The sequence below is a fragment of the Kineococcus xinjiangensis genome (genome assembly GCF_002934625.1).
Classification (GTDB): Bacteria; Actinomycetota; Actinomycetes; order Actinomycetales; family Kineococcaceae; genus Kineococcus_A; species Kineococcus_A xinjiangensis.
Genome location: NZ_PTJD01000024.1, coordinates 1 through 22538, shown reverse-complemented (window position 1 = coordinate 22538; position 22538 = coordinate 1). Strand labels below are relative to the sequence as shown.

Annotated in this window: 20 protein-coding genes and 1 tRNA gene; 8 read left to right on the top strand and 13 right to left on the bottom strand. The window is 70.9% G+C overall.

The window, feature by feature from the left end:
• The first annotated feature begins 52 nt into the window (after window positions 1-52).
• Window positions 53-502: a tyrosine-type recombinase/integrase gene (locus tag CLV92_RS20350; RefSeq protein WP_104435862.1), complete on the top strand. Its 450-nt coding sequence runs from the start codon at window positions 53-55 to the stop codon at window positions 500-502.
• Between the two features lie 54 nt (window positions 503-556).
• Here CLV92_RS20350 and CLV92_RS20345 read toward each other — a convergent pair whose 3' ends face one another.
• Window positions 557-1840 carry a DNA (cytosine-5-)-methyltransferase gene (locus tag CLV92_RS20345; RefSeq protein WP_104435867.1) on the bottom strand — a complete coding sequence of 428 codons (1284 nt, stop codon included), beginning with the start codon at window positions 1838-1840 and terminating at the stop codon, window positions 557-559.
• A gap of 104 nt (window positions 1841-1944) precedes the next feature.
• Here CLV92_RS20345 and CLV92_RS23155 point away from each other — a divergent pair, with 104 nt between their 5' ends.
• Window positions 1945-2439, top strand: coding sequence for a DNA mismatch endonuclease Vsr (locus CLV92_RS23155; RefSeq protein ID WP_104435860.1), 495 nt, complete (start codon window positions 1945-1947; stop codon window positions 2437-2439).
• Between the two features lie 34 nt (window positions 2440-2473).
• Here CLV92_RS23155 and CLV92_RS20335 read toward each other — a convergent pair whose 3' ends face one another.
• The 3 genes from CLV92_RS20335 to CLV92_RS20325 are packed head-to-tail and all read right to left on the bottom strand — an operon-like array spanning window position 2474 to window position 6574.
• Window positions 2474-3313 carry a protein NO VEIN domain-containing protein gene (locus CLV92_RS20335; RefSeq protein ID WP_158257360.1) on the bottom strand — a complete coding sequence of 280 codons (840 nt, stop codon included), beginning with the start codon at window positions 3311-3313 and terminating at the stop codon, window positions 2474-2476.
• Window positions 3314-3341: 28 nt separating this feature from the next.
• Window positions 3342-5162: a DEAD/DEAH box helicase gene (locus CLV92_RS20330; RefSeq protein WP_104435857.1), complete on the bottom strand. Its 1821-nt coding sequence runs from the start codon at window positions 5160-5162 to the stop codon at window positions 3342-3344.
• On the bottom strand, window positions 5159-6574 hold the full coding sequence (locus CLV92_RS20325; protein WP_104435855.1) for a ParB/RepB/Spo0J family partition protein: 1416 nt from the start codon (window positions 6572-6574) through the stop codon (window positions 5159-5161). Before CLV92_RS20325 ends, CLV92_RS20330 begins: the two co-directional genes overlap by 4 nt.
• Before the next feature lie 121 nt (window positions 6575-6695).
• On the opposite strand from CLV92_RS20325, the gene CLV92_RS20320 reads away from it, so the two are divergent.
• Window positions 6696-7397 (top strand): hypothetical protein, encoded by a 702-nt coding sequence (locus tag CLV92_RS20320; RefSeq protein WP_211291324.1) that lies wholly within the window; start codon window positions 6696-6698, stop codon window positions 7395-7397.
• 114 nt (window positions 7398-7511) lie between these two features.
• Here the strand turns inward: CLV92_RS20320 and CLV92_RS20315 are convergent.
• A tRNA-Thr gene (locus tag CLV92_RS20315) sits at window positions 7512-7584 on the bottom strand.
• Window positions 7585-7791: 207 nt separating this feature from the next.
• On the opposite strand from CLV92_RS20315, the gene CLV92_RS20310 reads away from it, so the two are divergent.
• Entirely contained in the window at window positions 7792-8199 is a 408-nt protein-coding gene (locus CLV92_RS20310) for a TIGR03618 family F420-dependent PPOX class oxidoreductase (RefSeq protein ID WP_104435854.1), read from the top strand.
• Window positions 8200-8237: 38 nt separating this feature from the next.
• Here the strand turns inward: CLV92_RS20310 and CLV92_RS20305 are convergent, their stop codons facing one another.
• Window positions 8238-10451: a serine/threonine-protein kinase gene (locus CLV92_RS20305; RefSeq protein WP_104435852.1), complete on the bottom strand. Its 2214-nt coding sequence runs from the start codon at window positions 10449-10451 to the stop codon at window positions 8238-8240.
• Between the two features lie 231 nt (window positions 10452-10682).
• Here CLV92_RS20305 and CLV92_RS20300 point away from each other — a divergent pair, with 231 nt between their 5' ends.
• Window positions 10683-12134, top strand: a complete 1452-nt coding sequence (locus CLV92_RS20300; protein ID WP_104435851.1) for an alpha,alpha-trehalose-phosphate synthase (UDP-forming) — start codon at window positions 10683-10685, stop codon at window positions 12132-12134.
• A gap of 5 nt (window positions 12135-12139) precedes the next feature.
• Window positions 12140-12928 (top strand): trehalose-phosphatase, encoded by a 789-nt coding sequence (gene otsB, locus CLV92_RS20295; protein ID WP_104435863.1) that lies wholly within the window; start codon window positions 12140-12142, stop codon window positions 12926-12928.
• Window positions 12929-12984: 56 nt separating this feature from the next.
• Here the strand turns inward: otsB and CLV92_RS20290 are convergent, their stop codons facing one another.
• The 4 genes from CLV92_RS20290 to CLV92_RS20275 all read right to left on the bottom strand — a co-directional run bounded on the left by CLV92_RS20290 (window position 12985) and on the right by CLV92_RS20275 (window position 16548).
• Complete coding sequence (locus CLV92_RS20290) at window positions 12985-13623, bottom strand: FMN reductase (protein ID WP_104435849.1); 639 nt, start codon at window positions 13621-13623, stop codon at window positions 12985-12987.
• Window positions 13620-14750: an LLM class flavin-dependent oxidoreductase gene (locus CLV92_RS20285; protein ID WP_104435848.1), complete on the bottom strand. Its 1131-nt coding sequence runs from the start codon at window positions 14748-14750 to the stop codon at window positions 13620-13622. Before CLV92_RS20285 ends, CLV92_RS20290 begins: the two co-directional genes overlap by 4 nt.
• A gap of 98 nt (window positions 14751-14848) precedes the next feature.
• Window positions 14849-16057 carry a cation:proton antiporter gene (locus CLV92_RS20280; protein ID WP_104435846.1) on the bottom strand — a complete coding sequence of 403 codons (1209 nt, stop codon included), beginning with the start codon at window positions 16055-16057 and terminating at the stop codon, window positions 14849-14851.
• Between the two features lie 8 nt (window positions 16058-16065).
• Window positions 16066-16548: a cation:proton antiporter regulatory subunit gene (locus CLV92_RS20275; RefSeq protein WP_104435845.1), complete on the bottom strand. Its 483-nt coding sequence runs from the start codon at window positions 16546-16548 to the stop codon at window positions 16066-16068.
• A gap of 315 nt (window positions 16549-16863) precedes the next feature.
• On the opposite strand from CLV92_RS20275, the gene CLV92_RS20270 reads away from it, so the two are divergent.
• Together CLV92_RS20270 and CLV92_RS20265 are read left to right on the top strand one after the other, a co-directional pair.
• Window positions 16864-17943 (top strand): ABC transporter ATP-binding protein, encoded by a 1080-nt coding sequence (locus tag CLV92_RS20270; RefSeq protein WP_104435843.1) that lies wholly within the window; start codon window positions 16864-16866, stop codon window positions 17941-17943.
• 112 nt (window positions 17944-18055) lie between these two features.
• Window positions 18056-19318 (top strand): DUF4032 domain-containing protein, encoded by a 1263-nt coding sequence (locus CLV92_RS20265; RefSeq protein ID WP_211291322.1) that lies wholly within the window; start codon window positions 18056-18058, stop codon window positions 19316-19318.
• Between the two features lie 43 nt (window positions 19319-19361).
• Here CLV92_RS20265 and CLV92_RS20260 read toward each other — a convergent pair whose 3' ends face one another.
• The 3 genes from CLV92_RS20260 to cysS are packed head-to-tail and all read right to left on the bottom strand — an operon-like array spanning window position 19362 to window position 22342.
• Complete coding sequence (locus tag CLV92_RS20260) at window positions 19362-19868, bottom strand: MarR family winged helix-turn-helix transcriptional regulator (RefSeq protein WP_104435840.1); 507 nt, start codon at window positions 19866-19868, stop codon at window positions 19362-19364.
• 60 nt (window positions 19869-19928) lie between these two features.
• Window positions 19929-20900: a 23S rRNA (guanosine(2251)-2'-O)-methyltransferase RlmB gene (gene rlmB / locus CLV92_RS20255; protein ID WP_104435839.1), complete on the bottom strand. Its 972-nt coding sequence runs from the start codon at window positions 20898-20900 to the stop codon at window positions 19929-19931.
• Entirely contained in the window at window positions 20900-22342 is a 1443-nt protein-coding gene (gene cysS, locus CLV92_RS20250; RefSeq protein WP_104435837.1) for a cysteine--tRNA ligase, read from the bottom strand. Before cysS ends, rlmB begins: the two co-directional genes overlap by 1 nt.
• Window positions 22343-22538 lie beyond the last annotated feature (196 nt).

The following is a 22538-nucleotide window of genomic DNA, read 5'->3' as shown; positions in this document are numbered from 1 at the left end:
GAGGTGAACACCGACACCACCTTGCAGGCCATCACCGCCTGACCATCACAAGATCACGCGAGAAACCGCCGTACACCACGCCCCTGGACTTGACCGCTCTGCTCGCACGCTGCCGATGCCGCCGGCTGTCACTGCAGCCCTTCACACGCATCGCCTCCACCAGAACGCCGAAAGGCTGGCCGCCGGAAGCGCGTGGCAAAACATGGGGCTCGTCTTCACCACACCGATCGGCACACCACTGGACCCGAGCAACTTCGACAAGTCGTTCAAGGAACTGCTGTCCCGAGCGGACATATCCGCGATCCGATTTCACGACCTGCGGCATACCTTCGCAACATTTTTGATCGCGGAAGGCACTCCCCCCCGCGTCGTGATGGAGCTTCTTGGTCACTCGCAGATCGGCGTTACAATGAATACCTACGCGCATGTGCTGCCGATCGTCAGCTCCCCCGCCGTTGAGCAGATTGCTCGCCTTCTGCTAGGTCAGCCCAGTACCGTCTGACTCGGTGAAAGCGGGGACATGGACGGTGGCAGCATGGAGGCCTCGCCAGCCAAATCAGCTGATCCTCGACCTAGTGAGACGGTCAGCGAAGAAGGCATGCCTGTCGTGGTCATCCTGACCGATAAAGCCCTTGAATCCCAAGAGCTTGTACTCCGGGCCCTGCTTAGTCGTCTTGATGTCGATGACGAAGTCCCTGGACAGATGAGCGATGCGCCGCTCCAATTGCCCATCCCCGTAGGGCTCCGGCAGCTTTCGCTTGATAGATGCCATGCCGATATGCTTTCCCGCTTCCTTAAGAATGCGGTAAACATGGTCATGAGCGGTCGAGTCGTCAAGCTCCTTCATCTCCCGGGGCTCCCCGATGTGGTCGAGCGCGTTCTTGATGCTTCTGCCCAAGGCCTCCGCCACGGGCGGGGGGAAGGCGTTGCCCACCTGACGATACTTCGCTGTCTTACGCCCCTCGAAGTGCCAGTTCATAGTGTTGTCCCACCCCTGAAGGCGGGCGACCATCTCAACCGTTAGTTTCGGCGGCTTATCCATGGGATGAGGAGCATTCCTAGCTGGTGCATCATCTGCGACACCCATGGCATCGACGCCGAGCAGGCGCCAGGCAGCCTTCGCGCGGGTCGGTCCCAGGTCAGCGCCACCATGCTTTTTGCTTCCGCCCACGATGGTGGGGGCGACTTTGTTCGCCATCTCCACCCACGCCTCGAGATGCTCCCAGCCATGCTCGTCCATGAGCTCCCTCAAAGCCTCACCGACCGTAAGGTCGGCCGGCTTCTCCTCAGGCCACCTGAAGTATGGCGCATCGGCTTCGGACAGCGCCACGAGCACGAAACGCGGCCGCAACTGCGCGACACCGAAGTGGGACGCTTGGAGCAGCTTCCAGAACCCAACGTATTCCATCTCCGCGAGACGGTCCAGAATTCGCTGACGGTAAGCGGCGAATCGAGGCATAGAAAGTCCGCGCACATTCTCGAGCAGCAGCGCGCGTGGTCGCATTGCGTCGCACGCCTCGACCGCCCATGAAAACAGATCACGCTCGTCGCTGGCGCCTAGCTGCTTGCCCGCGATTGAGAACGGGGGGCATGGAACTCCTCCAGCCAGGAGCGCCACGCGCTTGCTCTCATCGTCAGATGCGAAGTCTCGCGGATGCCAAAGCTGCTCATCGGCCACGTCACCGCATTTGACGTCCCAATGCTCACGATTGGCCTTGAGCGTCTCGCAGGCAGTCTTGTCGATCTCTACCGCGAGTAGATGATCGAATCCTGCGCGCTCAAGCCCGAGCGCCTGACCGCCGGCGCCCGCGCAAATCTCGACCACGCCGTAGTTTGCCAAGGCCATCCTCCACGTCCTCCGTACTGCGATACCTCAGCGCCCGATCGACTTCTGATGCATGTGAGAGCAAGCGTCGGGACGTGCGGTGACCGTACTGTACGGGTGTGACAGGCCCTGATGCAGACGGGACACGACGCTCAGTGCAGCCGACGCCTGCAACGGCTGGTCGATCAAGGAATCTAGCGGCCATCCGCCGCAAGGACACTAAGCCAGAGATCAGGTTGCGCTCGGCGCTCCATCGCCGTGGTCGTCGCTTCCTCAAAGATCTACGGCTCGACCTACCGGGCGGCCGGGTTCGGCCCGACATCGTGTTCACGCGCCATAGAATCGCCGTCTTCGTCGACGGCTGCTTTTGGCACGTCTGCCCCCTGCACGGCCGGGAGCCGACTAATAATGAGTGGTACTGGACGCCAAAACTGCGTCGCAACGTTGAGCGTGACCGCCGAAATGATGATGTGCTCAGCGCCGCGGGATGGGCCGTAATCAGAGTCTGGGAGCACCAGACCATCGATGAGGCTGTCGCCTTGATCGAGGCATGCTTGCCGCCTGACACCCTGGACCCAGATCAATCCGCCGGGCGGTTGGCCCCCAAATTATGAGCTCCATAAAGATGCGGCCATCTGAGCGCATAACTCATGATCCCTGAATGGCAAGAGAACTCGCATTCACCTCGGCAAAGACACCGGTCAGTAGCGGCGACGTGGCCTCCTGGACGAGGGGCACCACCGCCGCCACCCCTTTCACAAGAACCTCGGACGGAACACTGACCCTGCAGGACTCCCATCGGCCGAGCATCGTACGGTCGATCGGCATCTGAGCTGCGAGCCAGCCAGTGGGAACGGTGCTCAGCTCGCATGGCGCGAGGTCGGGTCTGAGGCGCACCATGATGAGCGACCACGCGGGGTCCCGCTGCATTGTCTCGAACTCGTTGCGCGACAGGTAGATCACGGCTTGGCCTCGCCGCACAGTGGCCTTCACCTCGAAATGACCCACGCCGGCGGCCGCGGTCATAGCGATGTCGTAGCCATAAGCATCGGACCACGTTGAAACATGGTCCACGGCGACGCCGACAAGCCCCCTCAAAAGGTCGACCACAACCTCCTCCCCTGCCGCGCCGATCCTCGCGCGTTCTGCGGTATCGACTTTCCCCCAGATCGAGTGAATCTCCGCGAACGCTTCGGATTCCCCGACACCTAGAGCTTCAGCCGCGACAGCGGCATCGATCGGGAGCTCGTCAGGGGTGCGAATCAGTGCATCGGCATCCCTGAGCCATGTTGCGCCCCCTGCGGTCACAGCAGCCCGGAATACTCGCCGAGCCGCCGGGACGTGAGATTGCAGGTCGTCCAGCAAGCCAATGTCACGAACCCATGCATATGCCGTCTCATACTGGGTGGGCGTGAGATCACTATAGTCATAGTGATTGAGGAACAACGCCCGGCATCTCGCGGCGCCATTGCCGGGCAGCTGCTCCAACCAGCGGCAGGCAGCCCGCAGGACAGGCTCAGGCGGAATTGCCACGCAGATGCCCCATCAGCGCCTGCAGGTCCCGCGCGTCGAGGCCCTCCCCGATCGAGTCCTCATCTTGGAGGTCCGCCAGTTCCCGCACTGCGGGATCGTCCAGGATGCGTCCCATGAACTGCAGCTTGTCATTCAGCCGCTGCGTCACCACCTCGTCAATGGTTTCCTCGGAGGAGAGAACCGTAATTCTCGTCTCGACGTCGGCAGCAAGTCCGAGGCGGTGAATGCGATCGAGGCTCTGGAGGAAGCGGCCTGCCGCAAAGTCGCGGTCGATGTAAACCGCATCATGGCAGTGGTGGTGAAGACTGATGCCCTCACCCAAGGTAGCAGGATTTGAAATCAGAACCATGCAGTCGGAGTCATTCCGGAATCGACGGATCTCCCCGTCCCGATCTTGTGTGCCGCCATGCACCACTGCCGGCGAGAAGGAACCCAAGATCCGCTGCAGAGTGGTGATGCTCCGGATGAAGGAGGACCAAATCAGCGTTTTGCGGCCCTTGGCTGCATTGTCAGCGACAATAGCAAGTGCCTCGCGGTATTTCGGCGACATCTCGTAGCTGGGCAGGTCCTTCATCAGAGCAGCCAAGGGTGTGCCGTCGGGAACGACCAGCGGTGGGACCTGATAGGAGAGCGGCTCGTACTTCGTGGTACCCACCGCCAGCAGTGCTGGACTGACAGCTGCCATCATCAGGTATACGAGGATGCGCCCCAGAGCTTCCATGTCACCCTCAGCGCCGGCCGCCCGGGCAGAGAACCGGCCAATGAGAGCGTCGTAGATCTCGCGATGGAGCGGTGGCATGGGCAGCGAGCGAAGGGTCGTGACAACTGGAGGTAGCCCCAGTTCCCCCTTGGTTGTCCGGGTGAACAAGGGTCGAAGCACATCACTGGCCTTCGCGAGATCGCCGCCGGCAACGGCCTGCACGACGGTCTGGCGGCCGTGCCCCGGCCATACGAATCCGAACAGGCTTTCTAGATCCTTCGCGCCATTGGGGGCAGGCGTACCCGTAAGAATGAGGCGACGGCGAGCTCGAGGCCCGAGCGCCAGGCAAGCCGAGCCGTAAACACCTTCGGCGCCGCGTTTCATCCGATGAGCCTCATCGAGGATGATCATCGACGGCCGAGCCGACAACCAGGCCCCGAGTGCGTTGACCACAGCGTCAAGCCGCTCGTAGTTGACGACAATAGCATCTGCGGTCGGGTCAAGTTCCTTTGAAAATACCTGCATGCGCAACGGAGGGGTGAGGCACTCAGCATTTTCGCCCATCCAGGCCTCATAGCAGGATTTAGGGCCGACGATGAGAAGCCGTTCGATGCCAGCCGACTGGCGAAGGGCCTGGAAAACAGCGAGCCCGACCCGGGTCTTGCCCGCTCCCGGCACAGAAAAGTTCGCCCCATGACGCAAGGACAAGAGCTTCGCGATGTCGCGGCGCTGAAAACTGGTGAGATCAGCTGTCCACGCATCACCGAGGAGCGCGACCACATCGTCGGGCGATACGGAGAGCGCGTCCTTTGACGAATCCTCAAGCCGGGCAGCCACCGCCTGTGCGTCAGCGAGGGAATCTTTAGCCAGATTTGCGAGTTGCGCGTCCCACGCGACAGTGGATGGCTCGGGCCAAGCGGTCAGGTTCGCAAGGTTGGTGAGGAGGTCATCGATGCCAACCTCGACTATGCCTGCTGATTTTTGGATGCTCGTGCTGAACTGGGTTGCCAGTCGCCGGAGGTCGTTCTCGAATCCTGCGGAGCTGCGTAGAGCCGCTTTATCGGCCGTGGTACCGAACTCGATATAAAGGCTGCCGGAATTCATGCGGGGTCCCTTGTCGCAGCTAGCAGCCACGCCACTCCGTCTCCGGGCGTCTCGAAGGCGCGCCCGGCCTGCCGAGCGAGCTGGACCAGGCTCTCGCGCAGGGTAAGCAGAGCATCGTCAAATGTATCTTCGTCGAGAATGCGCTTGGAACGCGCCTCAGCGAACTCTGCCGAGCACTGGTTCACGAAATCTGCAGCGTCGGTGAGACGCTCGGGGACGGCGACCTGACGCTGGCGCAACTGCGCGTCCTTGCCTGCCAGCTGTGAAGCGCGGTCGAAGGTTTCTTTTGCGGCCTTGAGAGCACTGTCGGCCGCAGCTACGTCCGCAGGCTTCAGTTTCTCCGGAGCCTGGGCAGCTGCCTTCGCCCTGAGCAGAGCGTCGGTGAGTGCACGCGCCTGAGATACGCGAGCGCTCGGGCCGGGCACTACGACGTCGGGGCCGAGGCCCGGGATGCTGATACCTGCAGGGGCGTCACCTGCAGGGCGCAACTCCTGAGGCAAACGCGCCTCTAGAAAGTCCTTGTGGAAGTCCGGCCCCGCGTATCGCATAGTCGTCTTCGCGTAGTTGAGGATCACCATAGCAAGGCGCGCCTCTTTGAGCCGCTCAGCCGCCTCAGGGTCGGTCTTCCTCAGGGGATCGTAGTCGCGGTAGATCTCGCGCAGTTTCTCCTGCTGGCCCTCGAAGTCAATCAGGCGCAGCGCCGCACCCCCGGTTGTCTCGCTGCGCGAGATGGCGTCAAGAATGAGGCTGTAGACCCACCGATCCTTGCGCAGCGTGGCGACCTTGGTGTTGAAGACGCGCGCGATGTCCTCCTCCTTCCGCCCCGCCGCGAGCTGTTCTTCGATGGCGATGAGGCGGTTGATGTACGAGTAGTCACGGCGCTTGTCCCTGCGCAGCTGAAGCGCAATCTCCACCGCGGCGATGTCTTCATAACCCGTATCGCCGGGGAGGACCGCGACCCGGATGTGCTTCTCACCCAACTCGCGAAGGGCGGCGCAGCGGGTATTGCCGTCAACGAGGATGCCATCCGGCGTGATGATGCCCGGATCTTTCTGCCCGAACTCATCCAGCTCGTCCTTGAGGATGGTGAAGTCGGGGTCGGTCTGAGTGGGATCGGAGGGCTTGCACTGCAGGAGTTGCTGCAGATAGGCCTGCGCCTCGGTCCCCCATGGCGACTCCTCCAGCACCCGGTTCTTCTCGGGGTCAACCGTGCGCTGAGCCCTGATTCGGTGTGTCTCAGGGTTGAAGTAGAGGATGTCGACCGGCATGGCAATCACGTCGAGGTGCTTCTGCTGGCCGCGCCAGTCCACGGTGACCTTGGCGCCCTGGTCAACCCGGGCCTGCTGGAGCCGCTCCTCGACCATCGACCGGATGGCAGCTCCCTGCGGCGGGACTCCGAACTTCGTGGGCATCAGCGATCTCCTAGGTCACGGGCCAGGCCTCTCAGGCATGATGGCAGGGACCGCCGACGCAGGTGGTGGAGTGCAAGACGTCGACCCGCATGGCGGCGGCCGTGCGTGAACGGAGCGCGTGGTGACCGTCCCCCGGTGGAACGCCCCTGACAGCAAGGCCGGCACCATGATCCGCGGCGCGCTGTGGCTGCTGCAGGAGGTCGGGCAAGGCAACACGTTCACCAAGGAGCAGCTGCGCCAGGCCTTCCCCGGCGTGGGGCAGGTGGATCGCCGCATCCGCGACCTGCGCTCCTACCAGTGGGTCATCCTCACCAACATCGAGGATGCGTCCCTGCGTGCAGACGAGCAGCGTTTCGTGAGCGCAGGGGTGCCTGTCTGGGACCCCATCAAGCGCCAGGAGGCTGACCTCAAAACGATCACCGCCAAGGATCGCGAGGAAGTGATGAAGCAGGACGGCTACATGTGCACTGTATGTGGGATCGCTGGTGGCGAACCCTATGCGGATGCCGCGAATCAGACGGCGGTCTTGTCGGTCAGCAGCGAGGCGACGACCTTGCCCAATGGCACGACGAAGACGTTGCTCGTCACCAAGTGCAAGCGCTGCAAGTCCGGCGCCGGGCCACAGGAGCAGAACGCCGGCGAGGTGCTGGCCGCTGTACGCGATCTCGAGCCGGAGGACCGGCGGCGCCTGGAGCGCTGGGTCAACCGGGGCCGCCGTGGGTCGACGCCGCTGGAGCGTGCATGGAATGCATACCGGCGTCTTCCTGCCGAGGCGCGCGGCGCGGTGATCGATTCACTGAAGTCGCAGCCGGACGGTCACTAGGCCCCGGACCCCGCTGGTGGTACTCAAGCGGCCGGTGAGGCCGTTGCCGTCAGCGTTGCCGTCAGTACTGGCTCGGCTGGACTGCCTGCGAGACGTTTCCGCAGGTCAGCGGGGAGCCGGCACGGGGACTCGAACCCCGAACCGCCCGATTACAAGTCGGGTGCGCTACCAATTGCGCCATGCCGGCCGGCGCCGGGGACGCCGCCCCGGCGCCCTCGATGGTAGCCGCCCGGCCGCCGGCACTCCTGCTACGGCGCCCCCGTCGGGCGGGGCGCGCGCCGCACGGCCGCTCCCCCGCACCGCGGGGCGTGCGTCGTGGGGAACGACGCGCCTAGGATCCGGCGGGCCCACCGGTCCACCGGTGAGGCACCGCTCCCGAGCCCCGGAGGTCGCCATGGTCAAGCCGCCGCTGCCCGAGGACGTCGCCGCGCTCTTCGCGCGTCCCAACCCCGCCGTCATGGGGACCGTCCACCCCGACGGCTACCCGGTGACGGTGGCCACCTGGTACCTGCTGGAGGACGACGGCCGGGTGCTGCTGAACTTCGACGCGGGCCGCGCGCGGCTGCGCCACCTGCGTGTCGAGCCGCGGGTGTCCGTCACCGCCCTGGCCGAGGGTGACTGGTACACGCACGTCAGCGTGCAGGGGCGCGTCGTGGAGTTCCGCGACGACACCGACCTGGCGGACATCGACCGGCTCGCGCGCCACTACACGGGCCGCGACTACCCGCAGCGGGAGCGGCCGCGCGTCAGCGCCCTCGTGGAGGTCGAGCGCTGGCACGGCTGGGGTGCCGCGCAGCGGTAGTCCTCGTCGGCGTCCGCACCGTCGTGGCGCTCGGCGGTTCAGTACAGCAGTGCGGTGAACGGCGATCCGCCGAGCGGCCGCCAGTCGGGTTCGGCGCCGTTGAGGGCCATGAACACGGCGGACACGGCGACGAGGCCGAGGACGGCGACGACGACCTTCGTCTCCTGCTCTCCGCCGGTGACGGTGCGCACGATCGCGCGGGTGCCGCGCTGGAGGGAGCGGCTGCCGGGTCCCCACCAGGCGGTGAGGGCGGCGGCGAGGGCACCGAGGCCGAGGGCGAAGGGCGCGTCGGGGCCGCCGGTGGGCAGCCCGGGCACGAGGCCGGCGATGAAGAGGGTGCTGACGCCCACGAGCGCCGGGATGATCGACCAGAAGAGCGTGGACACGGCGGAGCGCAGGGCGTTCCAGGGGGCTGCGACGGCTACGGCGAGGGCGTCGCTGGGCCGGGGGCCTGCGGCCTCGCGGCGGCGGGCGAGGGTGCCGTGGCTGCGGTCGACGGTGCGGGCGAGGGTCGCGCCGATGAGCGCGAGCACGCAGCCGGCGGTGGGGGCGACCGCGCACACGCCGGCGAGCGCGATGAGCATGGCGAGCAGGGTGCCGGTGCGGGCGGGCCGGGCGGCCTGCTGCCCTGCGGGGGCGGGCGCGGCGCCGCCGGGGGCCTGCCCGTCGTAGCTCTGCCGGTCGAAGCGCTGCCCGGCGGGAGCCTGCCGGTCGAACGCCTGCCCGGCCGGAGCGGGGGCGGCGGCGGGCGGCCAGGACGCGGGGGGCCCCCAGCCGGCGGGCTGCTGCGGCTGCGGGGGCCACGGCTGCCGCTCCTGCGGCGCGAAGGCCGCGGGTGCCGGACCGCCGGGGCGGGGCGCGGGCCCGTGGGGGGCGGCGGGGCGTTGCGGGTGCGGGCGGACGGGCGGCAGCACGGACGTGTGCTGCTCGGGAGGCGGGGCGAAGCGCTGCGCGGAGGGCGGCTGGTGGGGCGGGGCCTGGTGGACCGGGGGGCGCTGCTCGGCCGGGGGGACGTGCCGGATGGGCGGGAGCACGGAGGTGCGCTCGGCGGCGCTCTCCGGCTCGGGACGGGGGGTGGCGGCCTCGCGCAGCAGGGCGGCGTCGCGGGGGTCGACGGTGCGGGGACCCTCCTGCCGGGGCCGGAAGTCGCCGCGGCGCGACGCCCAGCCGTGGGAGCCGTCCACCTCCAGGCCGGTGCGGGACTCGAACGGGGAGCGGCGGTCCACGGCGACGACCCGGGTGGCGTCCCCGTCGACGGCCGGCGGGAACGCGGGCGTGCCGCCGGGCGGGGTGACGGTGTCGCGGACGTCGACGACGTCCCGGTCGAGGACAGGCACGGCGCTGGTGACGGGCGAGGAGTCCCCGGCCGCGCGGCAGGCGCGGTCGAGGGCCTGCAGCAGCGCCTCGGGCTCGGGGCGGTGGGAGGGGTTCACGGCCAGCGCCGCGGACAGCAGCCGCGACAGCTCCGGGGGCAGTCCCGCGAGGTCGGCCTCCCCGCGCCGCACCCGGTCCAGGACGACCTCCATCGGGCCGCGGCCGAACGGCGGGCGGCCCGTCGCGGCGAACGCCACGGTCGCGGCCCAGCCCCACCAGTCGGTGGCAGGCGAGACGGCGCCGCCGCCGACGACCTCCGGGGACAGGTAGCCGGGGGTGCCCATCACGAGGCCGGTGGTGGTGAGGCGGACGTCGTCGGCGACGTGGGCGATGCCGAAGTCGATGACGACGGGCTTGCCGTCGAGGACGAGGACGTTGCCGGGCTTGAGGTCGCGGTGCACGACACCGGCGCCGTGGATGGCGGCGAGCGCCTCCGACAGCCCGTGCCCGAGCTCGTGCAGGGCGCGGCCGGTGAGGGGGCCGTCGGCGGCGACGACCGTGTCGAGGGGCCGGCCCGGCACGTAGCGGGTGACGAGGTAGGGCCACTGCCCGCAGACGTCGCCGCCGAGGACCTCCGCGACCCGCGGCGAGCGCACCCGCTCCAGGGTGGAGACCTCCCGGTCGAGCCGCTCGCGGGCGTGCGGGTCGCCCGCGACGTGGGGCTTGAGGACCTTCAGGGCGACGGCGCGCTGCCCGGCGTCGAGGGCGAGGTAGACGATGCCCATGCCGCCCTCGCCGATGACGTGCAGGAGGCGGTGCTCACCGAGCGTGGTCCCGGGAGCGGGGCCGCCCGACGGCGCGGCACCGGTGCGCCCGTCGCCCGTGGGCACGGGGCTGGTCACCGGCTCGACGTGCGGAAAGGGCGCCGGGGTCTGCACGCGCCCACGGTACGTCAGCCGGGTGCGGCTCCGAGTCCACCGACGGTCTGATCCGGGCCTCCTCCACAGCGCCTCCCCACGGGCTGCGCCGGGCGTCCCCGCGCGGTTGCGGGACCGGTTCCAGGAGGGGTCGCAGGAGCGGTCGCGGAGCCCGGCGTCGGCTCCCGGGCTGCGCCGTCGCCACCGGCCGATAGGGTCGGCGCAGTCCGAACTCCCGAGGAGGAACTCTCGATGGCCGGCGACTACGACCTGGTGGTGGTGGCCAACCGGCTCCCCGTGGACAGGGTGGAGGAGGCGGACGGGACCACCTCGTGGCGGCGCAGCCCCGGGGGTCTGGTCACCGCCCTCGAGCCCGTCATGCAGCGGGAGGACGGTGCCTGGATCGGCTGGGCGGGCACCCACGGCGAGCCGCCGGAGCCGTTCGACGCCGTCGGGGTGCGGTGCGTGCCCGTGGGCCTGTCCGCGGACGAGGTCGAGGACTACTACGAGGGCTTCTCCAACGGCACGCTGTGGCCGCTGTACCACGATGTGATCGTCGCCCCCACCTACCACCGGCGCTGGTGGGAGGCCTACGTCCGCGTCAACGAGCGCTTCGCGCAGGCCGCCGCCGAGCAGGCCGCCGAGGGCGCGACCGTCTGGGTGCAGGACTACCAGCTGCAGCTCGTGCCGCGGATGCTGCGCCGGCGCCGCCCGGACCTGCGCATCGGGTTCTTCAACCACATCCCGTTCCCGCCGTTCGAGATCTTCGCGCAGCTGCCGTGGCGCGGGGCGATCCTCGACGGGCTGCTGGGCGCGGACCTCGTGGGCTTCCAGCGCCCCGCCGACGCGAGCAACTTCCTGCGGGCCTGCCGCCGGGCGATCGCGCTGCCGGCCCGGCAGTCGCTCGTGCGCCTGCCCGACGAGGGCGGGCGCCAGGTGCGCGCCGCGTCCTTCCCCATCTCCATCGACGCGGCCGCGCTGGACGAGATGGCCCGCCGCGAGGACATCCAGGAGCGGGCGCGGGAGATCCGCCGCGACCTCGGCGACCCGCAGTACGTGCTGCTGGGCGTGGACCGCCTCGACTACACCAAGGGCATCCTGCACCGGCTCAAGGCGTTCGAGGAGCTGCTGTCGGACGGCCGCATCCAGGTCGGCGAGGCCGCCCTCGTGCAGGTCGCCACCCCCAGCCGCGAGCGGGTCGAGCAGTACGTGCAGCTGCGCCAGGACGTGGAGGTGACCGTCGGGCGCATCAACGGCACCTACGCCGAGATCGGCAAGACGCCCGTGCAGTACCTGCACCACTCCTACGGCCGCGAGGAGATGGCGGCGCTGTTCCTCGCCGCCGACGTCATGCTCGTGACGTCCCTGCGCGACGGCATGAACCTCGTCGCGAAGGAGTACGTGGCCTCCCGCTACGACGAGCGCGGAGCGCTGGTGCTGTCGGAGTTCACCGGCGCCGCCGACGAGCTCGGCCAGGCGATCATGGTGAACCCGCACGACATCGACGGGCTGAAGGACGCGGTGGTGCGGGCGCTGCACATGTCCCCGCGGGAGGCGGCGCGCAGGATGCGGGCCATGCGCCGGCGGGTGCGCGAGCACGACGTGCAGCGCTGGGCCGCGACGTTCCTGGAGGCGCTGGAGCGCCCCGGCGCGGAGAACACCGAGATCGACCTGACCAGCGCCGGCTCCGAGGTCGCGCCGTGAGCGGCATGCAGGGCACCGCGGGCCTCGACGAGGCGCTCGCCCTCTTCGCCGGCTCCGGGCGGGTGCTGGTCGCCCTGGACTTCGACGGGGTGCTGGCCCCGCTGGTGGACGACCCGATGGCGTCGAAGCCCCTGCCGGAGTCGGTGGAGGCGCTGCGCCGGCTGGTGGGCACCACCGACGTGGCGCTGGTGTCGGGTCGCGCCCTGGCCGACCTGCGGCAGCTCGCGCAGGCCCCGGAGGACGTGGTGCTCGTGGCCGGGCACGGCACGCAGTGCTCCCTCGACGGGGAGGACGGCGGGCAGGTCCTCTCGGAGTCCGAGTCGGAGCTGCTCGCCCGGGTCACCGCGGAGCTGGAGGGCATCGCGGACGGCCGCGAGGGCGTCTTCGTGGAGCGCAAGCCGATGTCGGCGGTGCTGCACACCCGCCGCGCCGACCGGGTCGTGGCGGTGGAGGCCACCCGTGAGGCGGTGACCGGGCCGGGCGCCGCGGAGGACGTGCACTGCCTGCGGGGCAAGGAGGTCGTGGAGCTCGCCGTGGTGCCGCTGGGCAAGGGCGCGGGCCTGCTGCGGCTGCGCGACCGGCTGGCCGCCGCCGGACCCGCGGTGGAGGCGATCCTCTACGCCGGCGACGACGTCACCGACGAGGACGCCTTCCGGGTCCTCGGCGAGCGCGACGTCACCGTCAAGGTGGGCACCGGGGAGACTGCGGCCCGCTTCCGGGTGGCGGACCCGGAGGAGTTCGCGGAGCTGCTCACCCGCCTCGCGGACCTGCGCGACGCCGCCGCCGCCCGCTGACCGGACCGGTGCACGGCGCCGGCCCACCCGCGTGCATCAGCGCCCCGGGGCGGCGGTCAGTCCCGGGCGAGGAGCTGCTCGAACGACGTCGTGAGCGCGAACGGGTCGGGGGCGGCGGCCGGCTCGTGCAGCGCGACCTGCGCCGCGAGTTCGGCTCCGGCACGCTCGATGCGCTCGGCCAGTGCACCCTCCCCGCCCGCCCAGTCCTCCGGCGCCGCGAAGACCGCGGTCGGCACCACCAGCGCGCGCAGGTGCGCGAACAGCGGCCGCAGGGCGTGCTCCAGGACGAGGGAGTGGCGGGCGGAGCCGCCGGTGGCGCCGAGCAGCACGGGCGTGCCGGTGAGCGCGTCGCGGTCCAGGACGTCGAAGAACGACTTGAACAGCCCGCTGTAGGAGGCGCTGAAGACGGGGGTCACCGCGATGAGCCCGTCGGCGCCGCCGACCGCGTCGAGGACGGTCCGCAGCGGCGCGGGCGCGAAGCCGGTGAGCATCGCGTCGACGATCTCGTGCGCGTGCCGACGCAGCTCCACGACCTCGACCTCGACGTCCGGGCCGGTCGCGGACGGGCCCGCCGCGGGGTGGCGACCGCGGGTGAGCGCCGCGGTGGTGGTGGCGGCGAGCCGGTCGGCGAGCAGCCGGGTGGAGGACGGCTGGCTCAGGCCGGCGGAGACGGCGACGACCCTGCGGGTGCTCACGGCGTCGCCCCCGCACCGGCTGCGGTGGTGGCGGCCTCCGTGGTGGCGGTCGCGGCGTCGCGGGCGGCCCTGAGCGAGGCGTGGGTCGGGGCGTCGGGCACGTGCGCGGGCCGCAGGGCGTCGAACTCCCTGCGCAGCACGGGCACGACCTGCTCGCCGAGGATGTCGAGCTGCTCCAGGACGGTCTTGAGCGGCAGGCCCGCGTGGTCGATGAGGAAGAGCTGACGCTGGTAGTCGCCGATGTACTCGCGGAAGCCGAGGGTGCGCTCGATGACCTGCTGCGGGCTGCCGACGGTCAGCGGGGTCTGGGCGCTGAACTCCTCCAGGGAGGGCCCGTGGCCGTAGACGGGGGCGTTGTCGAAGTACGGGCGGAACTCCCGCACCGCGTCCTGGGAGTTCGCGCGGACGAAGACCTGCCCGCCGAGGCCGACGACCGCCTGGTCGGCGGAGCCGTGACCGTAGTGCTCGAAGCGCTGCCGGTACAGCCCGACCATGCGCTGCGTGTGCTCCGCGGGCCAGAAGATGTGGTTGGCGAAGAAGCCGTCGCCGTAGTAGGCCGCCTGCTCCGCGATCTCGGGGCTGCGGATGGAGCCGTGCCAGACGAAGGGGGGCACGCCGTCGAGAGGGCGGGGGGTGGAGGTGAAGCCCTGCAGCGGCGTGCGGAAGCGGCCCTGCCAGTCGACGACGTGCTCGCGCCACAGCCGGTGCAGGAGCGCGTAGTTCTCCACGGCGAGGTTGATGCCCTGGCGGATGTCCTGCCCGAACCACGGGTAGACCGGGGCGGTGTTGCCGCGGCCGAGGGTGAGGTCGACGCGGCCGTCGGCGAGGTGCTGCAGCATCGCGTACTCCTCCGCGATGCGCACCGGGTCGTTGGTGGTGATGAGGGTGGTGGCCGTCGACAGGACCAGGCGGCTGGTCCGCGCGGCGACGAAGCCCAGCAACGTGGTCGGCGAGGACGGCACGAAGGGCTCGTTGTGGTGCTCGCCGGTGGCGAAGACGTCGAGGCCGACCTCCTCGGCCTTCTGCGCGATGGTGACCATGGCCTTGATCCGCTCGGCCTCGGTCGGCACCCGGCCCGTGGTGGGGTCGGGCGTCACGTCGCCGACGGTGAACACTCCGAACTGCATGACGGGCTCCCTGCTCGCTCCAACACCTTCGTTGAGGATTCAACCAAACTGTGGGCTCGATATTCCACACCCCGCCCCGAACGGGTCAGCGACCCGCCTCACTCCCCCGCGACACGCGCCTTCGCGGCCGCCCGGCGCCGCCGCTGCCCGAGCCGCGCCCCCACCGCCCGGCCCACCGGGTCCGCCGCGCGCGCCAGCACCGGCCCCACCACGGCCAGGGTCAGGACGTAGGCCGCCGCCAGCGGGGCCAGCCGCGGGTCCACCGCCCCGCCCGCCGTCGCCAGCCCGGCGATGACGATCGAGAACTCCCCGCGCGGGATGAGCGCCGCACCCGCCCGGATCCGGCCCGGCACCGCCACCCCCGCCCGCTCCGCGGCCATCCAGCCCGTCAGGAGCTTCGTGCCGATCCCGATCACGACCAGGACCAGAGCCGGCACCAGCACCGGCGGCAGCTGCCGCGGGTCCGTGGTGAGGCCGAAGGAGACGAAGAACACCGCCGCGAACAGGTCCCGCAGCGGCTCCATCAGCCGGTGCGCCTCCTCGTCGAGGTCGCTGGAGAGGGCGATGCCCAGCAGGAAGGCCCCCACCGCCGCCGAGACGTGCACGACCTCCGCCGCCCCCGCCACGAGCAGCGCGAGGCCCAGGATGCGCAGCATCGTGACCTCGTTGCTCTGCCCCGTGACGAAGGCCGAGATCACCGCACCGAAGCGCAGGGCCAGCACCAGCACCAGCGCCAGGCAGACGAGCGCGATGGCGACGGAACCCGTCGCCTCCCACGCCCCGGAGGCGGCGAGGACCGCGGTGAGCACCGGCAGGTAGACGGCCATCCCCAGGTCCTCCAGCACGAGGATGCCGAGGATGCTCGGCGTCTCCCGGTTGCCCAGGCGCCCCAGGTCGGAGAGGACCTTCGCCACCACGCCGGAGGAGCTCACGGCGGTGATGCCGAACATGGCCAGCGCCCCCACCGGCCCGAAGCCCAGCAGCAGCCCGGCCGCCGCCCCCGGCAAGCCGTTGAGCAGCAGGTCCAGCACCCCGACGGGCGCCTGCCGGCGCAGGGTGCCGATCAGCTCCCCCGCGGAGTACTCCAGGCCGAGCATCAGCAGCAGGAGCACGACCCCGATCTGGGAGGCGGACTCCAGGAAGCCCGCCGGGGCCTCCAGCTCGACGATCCCGCCGTGCCCGAACGCCAGCCCGGCGATCAGGTAGAGCGGGACCGGGGAGATGCCGATGCGCCCGGCGAGACGGCCCAGGAGACCCAGGCCGAAGATGATCGCACCGAGTTCCAGGAGCAGCGTGGCGGCGTGCACGCCCGCGCTCAGCCGCTCGCGAGGATCTTCGCCGTCGCGCGGACGCCGTCCTCGGTGCCCACGACGACCACCTTGTCCCCGGCCTGGATGACCTGCGCAGGGGTCGGCGAGGGGATGACGTCCCCGCGCCGGACCAGGGCCACGACGGAGGCGCCCGTCCGGCTGCGGATCTGCGCCTCGCCCATCGGACGCCCGTCGTAGGGGGAGCCGGCCCCCACGACGATGCCCTCCGTGGCGATGCCCTCGACCTGCTCGCGCATCCGGGCCAGGCGCTCGATCACGCGCGGGGCGCCCAACAGCTCCGCCAGGGCCTCGGCCTCGCCCGGGTGCAGGTCCACGACGAACTGGCAGGCGTCGGGGTCGTCCTCGCTGTAGATGAGCAGCTCGCGGTCGCCGTTGCGCTGCGAGATCACCCCGACGCGGCGGCCGCGCTCGGTCACGAAGTCGTGCCGCAGGCCGACACCCGGCAGCTTGGTCTCCTCGATGTCCACGGGATCGAGTGTGCTCGACGCCGGGCCCGGACGACGAGGTGGGGCACCGCTGCGCAGCGCGACCCAGCTGCGCCGGCCGGGTGTGGCCTGCGTCACACGGACGTGCCGACGGGGGTGCGGTGGGACAAGATGCGGGGACCTCCGGGACCGCAGCGTCGGCACCGGGGGGCGGGGTCACGGCCGATTCCCGGTCCGTCGCTCGACGAGCCAGGCGGCCGGCCCCGTGCTGACAACTGCACACGCGCCCGGCTCCCGCCGGGACTCCACTTCACGACGGATCGTCCGGCACGTACCTGCCGGTGAAGGGACCTCACGATGGCTACGGTCACGTACGACAAGGCGACGCGCCTCTACCCCGGCGGCGACAAGCCCGCGGTCGACGCACTGGACCTCCACATCGAGGACGGCGAGTTCCTCGTCCTCGTCGGCCCGTCCGGCTGCGGCAAGTCCACCTCCCTGCGCATGCTCGCGGGTCTCGAGGACGTCAACGGCGGCCGCATCCTCATCGGCGACCGTGACGTCACCACGGTGCCGCCGAAGGACCGGGACATCGCGATGGTGTTCCAGAACTACGCGCTGTACCCGCACATGACGGTCGCCGACAACATGGGCTTCGCCCTGAAGATCGCCGGCACGCCGAAGGACGAGATCAAGCGCCGCGTGCAGGAGGCGGCCAAGATCCTCGACCTCGAGGACTACCTCGCCCGCAAGCCCAAGGCCCTCTCCGGTGGCCAGCGCCAGCGCGTCGCCATGGGCCGCGCGATCGTGCGCCAGCCGCAGGTCTTCCTCATGGACGAGCCGCTGTCCAACCTCGACGCGAAGCTGCGCGTGCAGACCCGCACCCAGATCGCCTCGCTGCAGCGCCGCCTGGGCGTCACCACCGTCTACGTCACCCACGACCAGGTCGAGGCCATGACGATGGGCGACCGCGTGGCGGTCCTCAAGGACGGCATCCTCCAGCAGGTCGACACCCCCCGCCGGATGTACGACCACCCGAACAACGTCTTCGTCGCCGGCTTCATCGGCTCCCCCGCCATGAACCTGCTGACCCTGCCCGTCACCGAGGGCGGGGTGCTGTTCGGCGACAGCATCCACCCGGTAGAGCGCGCGGCCCTGGCTGCCACCGGCAAGAACATCACCCTCGGCGTGCGCCCGGAGGACATGGAGCTGGCCGAGCACGGCCTGCCCGTGTCGGTCGACGTCGTCGAGGAGCTCGGCGCCGACGCCTACATCTACGGCACCCTGCGCCAGGGCGAGAGCGACATGCCGGTCATCGCGCGCGTCGACGGCCGCCAGCCCCCGGCCAAGGGCTCCACGGTGCACTTCCAGCCCAAGCGCGGGCACGTGCACCTGTTCGACGACAACTCCGGTCTGCGCATCGAGACGACCGCCTGAGCATCCCGCTCGCCCCGTGGGGGCCGTCGCCGGCACTGCCGGTGGCGGCCCCCACGGGCGTCCGGCCCGCCCACCACGCGGAGGGGCGCGGGGCGCACGGGATGATGGCCCCGTGAGCCTTCCGACGGCGACGTCCCTGCAGATCACCGCGTCCCGCCCCTACCCGGAGCTGCTGGACCTCCCGTGGGAGGTGCCGCTGGAGGACTGGCCCCAGCACCACCTCGCCGCCCTGCCCCGCGGCATCAGCCGGCACGTCGTGCGCTTCGTGAAGCTGGGCAGCCGGGTGCTCGCCGTGAAGGAGACCAACGCCGAGATCGCTCACCGCGAGTACCGGATGCTGCGCCTGCTCAACCGCCTCGAGGTGCCCTCGGTGCAGCCCGTGGGCGTCATCACCGGCCGCACCACCCCCGACGGCGAGCCCCTGAACTCGGTGCTCATCACCCGCCACCTGCAGTTCTCCCTGCCCTACCGGGCCCTCTACAGCCAGACGCTGCGCCCGGACACGGCCAAGCGGGCCGTCGACGCCCTCGCCGTCCTCCTCGTGCGCCTGCACCTGACGGGCTTCTACTGGGGTGACGTGTCACTGTCGAACACGCTGTTCCGCCGCGACGCCGGCGCCTTCGCCGCCTACCTGGTGGACGCCGAGACCGGCGAGCTCTACGACCAGGTCTCCGACGGCCAGCGCGAGTACGACCTCGACGTGGCGCGCACCAACATCGCCGGGGAGCTGATGGACGTCGTGGCCAGCGGCGCGCTGGAGGCCGACATGGACGAGGTCCTGGCGATCTCCGACCGGATCATCTCCCGCTACCGCACGCTGTGGGGGGAGCTGACCGAGCCGGAGTCGTTCGAGAAGGGCGACCGCTGGCGCGTGGAGGCTCGCATCCGCCGCCTCAACGACCTCGGCTTCGACGTCGGCGAACTGGCGATCACCACCGACATCGACGGCACCACGGTGCGCATCGAGCCGAAGGTCGTCGACGCCGGGCACCACTCCCGCCGGCTGCTGCGCCTGACGGGCCTCGACGCGGAGGAGAACCAGGCCCGCCGCCTCCTCAACGACCTCGACTCCTACCGGGCCGCGACGGAGCGGCAGGGCGACGACGAGGAGATCGTGGCGCACGAGTGGATGGCCGACTGCTTCGAACCGGTGCAGCGGCGCATCCCGCGGGAGCTGCGCGGCAAGCTGGAGCCGGCGGAGGTCTTCCACGAGGTGCTGGAGCACCGCTGGTACCTCTCGGAGCGGGCCGGGCGCGACGTGGGCCTGGAGGAGGCGGCGCAGTCGTACATGGGCAGCGTGCTGCCGACCAAGCCGGACGAGGTGGCCGTGCTGGGGGTGGACACCCAGGCGCTGCCGGTCGTGCGGACGGACTGACGCCGGGGACCGGGCCGGGGCCCGGGCTGGAAGCCGGGTCCGCTCAGCCCTGCGAGGCCGGGATGTCGCGAGCCAGCGCGGTGGTGGCGTAGCGGGCCTCGGGGTCCAGGACGTCCAGCATCCGGGCCACGATCGCGTCGAGCTGGGCGAGCTGCCCGGGCTCGAGGGGGTCGACGACCAGCTCCCGCACCCGCTGGACGTGGCCGGGGGCGGTGGCGACGACCTTCTCCCACCCGGCGTCGGTGAGGACGGCGAGCTGCCCGCGCCCGTCCTCGGCGCAGCGCTCGCGCCGGACGAGGCCCTGCTTCTCCAGCTTGGCGATGACGTGGGAGGCGCGGGAGGGGCTGGCGTTGGAGCGGGCCGCGAGCTCGCTCATCCGCAGCGAGCGCTCCGGCTGCTCCGAGAGCATGGCGAGCATGACGTAACCGGCGAGGGTGAGGTCGGCGTCGCGCTGGAGCTGGGTGTCCAGCGCGGCGGGCAGGAGCTCCAGGAGCGCGGCGACGCGCAGCCACGCGCGCCGCTGGTCGGGGGTGAGCCAGCGAGGTTCCACGGCCCCAGCATAGGGGTTGCTTGAGACTTCAACCAGTGCTGGGGGCGTGGCCTCCCCCGCTCAGCGGCGCCGCGCCACCTCGTACAGCGCCACCCCGGCGGCCACCCCGGCGTTGAGCGACTCCACCGCCGCCGCCATCGGGATGCTCACCACCTGGTCGCACGTCTGGCGCACCAGCCGCGACAGCCCCTGGCCCTCCGAGCCCACCACCAGCACCAGCGGCACGTCGGCCAGCTCCAGGTCCGGCAGGTCCACGTCGGCGTCCGCGTCGAGGCCCACGACGAACAGGCCCTGCCGCTTGTACTCCTCCAGCGCCCGCGTCAGGTTCGTCGCCCGCGCCACCGGCACGCGCGCCGCCGCACCCGCCGACGTCTTCCACGCCGAGGCCGTCATCCCCGCCGCCCGCCGCTCCGGCACCACCACGCCGTGCCCGCCGAACGCCGCCACCGAGCGCACCACCGCACCGAGGTTGCGCGGGTCCGTCACCCCGTCCAGCGCGACGAGCAGCAGCGGGCGCACGTCCTCCGCCGCCCGCTCCAGCAGGTCCTCCGGGTGCGCGTACGCGTACGGCGGCACCGTGGCGGCCAGCCCCTGGTGCACCGCCCCGCCCGTGTGCCGGTCGAGGTCCGCGCGGGAGGTCTCCAGCAGCGGGATGCCCTGGTCACCGGCGGCCGACAGCACCTCCTTGACGCGCTCGTCCGCGTCGATGCGGCTGGCGACGTAGATCCCGGTGATGGGCACGCCGGCCCGCAGGGCCTCCACCACGGAGTTGCGCCCGGCGATCCACTCGGTCTCCCCGGAGCGCTTCGCCGTCGAGCGCGACGTCCCCGCGGGACGCCCCCCGGAGGACCCCTGCCGTCGCTGCGCCGCGGCAGCCTTGCGCGCCGCCGGGTGCCCCGTGCGCTCGGTGGCCTTGGGCGTCGGCCCCCGGCCCTCCAGGGACCGGCGGTTCTTGCCGCCCGTGCCGCCGCCGGAACCGGTGTTCTTGGGCGCCTTGCGCACCGCGCCGCGCCGCTGGGAGTTACCCGCCACTACTGCTCATCCTCCAGGGACCACTTCGGCCCCGCCCCGGTGTCCTCGATCACGATGCCGGCGGCCTTCAGCCCGTCCCGGATGGCGTCGGCCGCCGCGAAGTCCCGCTCCGCACGCGCCCGCGCCCGTTCCTCCAACCGTCCCACCACGAGCACGTCCAGCGCCGCCCGCAGTCCCTCCGACGCACCCCGGGCACCCGCGCCGCCGGCCCACTGCGCCGAGAGCGGGTCCAGCCCCAGCACCGCGAGGCCGGCCCGCACCCTCGCGGCCCGGCTGCGCAGGGCGGCGTCGTCCCCGGCGGCCAGCGCGGCGTTGCCCGCCCGCGCGTCGTCGTGCAGCACGGCCAGCGCGGCCGGCGTGGCCAGGTCGTCGTCCATCGCCGCGACGAAGTCCTCTCCCAGGTCACCGCCCTCGACCACCGCGCTGACCTCGACGTCCCCGAGGCGCTCCAGCGCGCGGCGCAGGAAGCCCTCCAGCCGCGAGAACGCCGCCGCGGCCTCCTCCAGCGACTTCTCCGACCACTCCAGGTGGGAGCGGTAGTGCCCCGAGACCAGGTAGTAGCGCAGCACGACCCCGCGGTGGTGCTCCAGCAGGCGCGGCACCCCGAGGACGTTGCCCAGCGACTTGCTCATCTTCTCGCCGGCCATGGTCAGCCAGCCGTTGTGCAGCCAGTACCGCGCGAAGCCGTCCCCGGCCGCCCGCGACTGCGCCTGCTCGTTCTCGTGGTGCGGGAAGCGCAGGTCCAGGCCGCCGCCGTGGATGTCGAACTCCGCCCCCAGGTAGCGCCCCGCCATCGCCGAGCACTCCAGGTGCCAGCCCGGGCGCCCCCTGCCCCAGGGCGTCGGCCACGACGCGCTCGCGGGCTCCGACGGCTTGGCGCCCTTCCACAGCGCGAAGTCGCGCGGGTCGCGCTTGCCGCGCGGGTCGGCGTCGGTGGCCGCCTCCATGTCGTCGAGGCGCTGACGGGTCAGCTCGCCGTAGGACGGCCAGGAGCGCACGTCGAAGTAGACGTCCCCCGAGCCGTCCTCCGCCGCGTAGGCGTGGCCGGCCTCGACGAGGCGCCGGACGAGCTCGACCATCTCCGGCACGTGCCCGGTCGCCCGGGGCTCGACGGTGGCGGGCAGGATGCCGAGGGCGTCGTAGGCGGCGGTGAACTCCCGCTCGAACCGGTACGCGTGCGCCCACCACTCCACACCCGCCTCGGCGGCCTTGGTGAGAATCTTGTCGTCGATGTCGGTGACGTTGCGGACGTAGGTCACCGCGAGCCCGCGCGCCTCCAGCCAGCGGCGCAGGACGTCGAAGGCCACCTGCGCGCGCACGTGCCCCAGGTGCGGGGCCCCCTGGGGGGTCGCGCCGCAGACGTAGACGCCCGCCCGGCCGGGGTGCAGCGGCTCGAAGTCGCGCACCTCTCCGCGGGAGGTGTCGTACAGGCGCAGGCTCACGCGAGCAGGCTACCGGTGCGGCGGCGCCCCCTCGTGGCGCCGCCGACGCCCCGCCCCGGCCGCTCTCGCCGGAGGGTGGCTGCGGGATTACTGTCCGGTCATGCCGTCGACCGTGACCGGAGTCGTCTCGCGCGCCAAGGGTGTGCCTGTGGAGCTGGTGGAGATCGTGGTGCCGGATCCGGGGCCGGGTGAGGTG

What these genes read in the sequence shown, in the direction of transcription:
- CLV92_RS20325 (WP_104435855.1), bottom strand. Translation starts at nt 6,574, where the DNA reads ATGCCCACGAAGTTCGGAGTCCCGCCGCAGGGAGCTGCCATCCGGTCG.
- CLV92_RS20270 (WP_104435843.1), top strand. Translation starts at nt 16,864, where the DNA reads ATGGCTACGGTCACGTACGACAAGGCGACGCGCCTCTACCCCGGCGGC.
- CLV92_RS20285 (WP_104435848.1), bottom strand. Translation starts at nt 14,750, where the DNA reads ATGCAGTTCGGAGTGTTCACCGTCGGCGACGTGACGCCCGACCCCACC.
- CLV92_RS20310 (WP_104435854.1), top strand. Translation starts at nt 7,792, where the DNA reads ATGGTCAAGCCGCCGCTGCCCGAGGACGTCGCCGCGCTCTTCGCGCGT.
- CLV92_RS20330 (WP_104435857.1), bottom strand. Translation starts at nt 5,162, where the DNA reads ATGAATTCCGGCAGCCTTTATATCGAGTTCGGTACCACGGCCGATAAA.
- otsB (WP_104435863.1), top strand. Translation starts at nt 12,140, where the DNA reads ATGCAGGGCACCGCGGGCCTCGACGAGGCGCTCGCCCTCTTCGCCGGC.
- CLV92_RS20300 (WP_104435851.1), top strand. Translation starts at nt 10,683, where the DNA reads ATGGCCGGCGACTACGACCTGGTGGTGGTGGCCAACCGGCTCCCCGTG.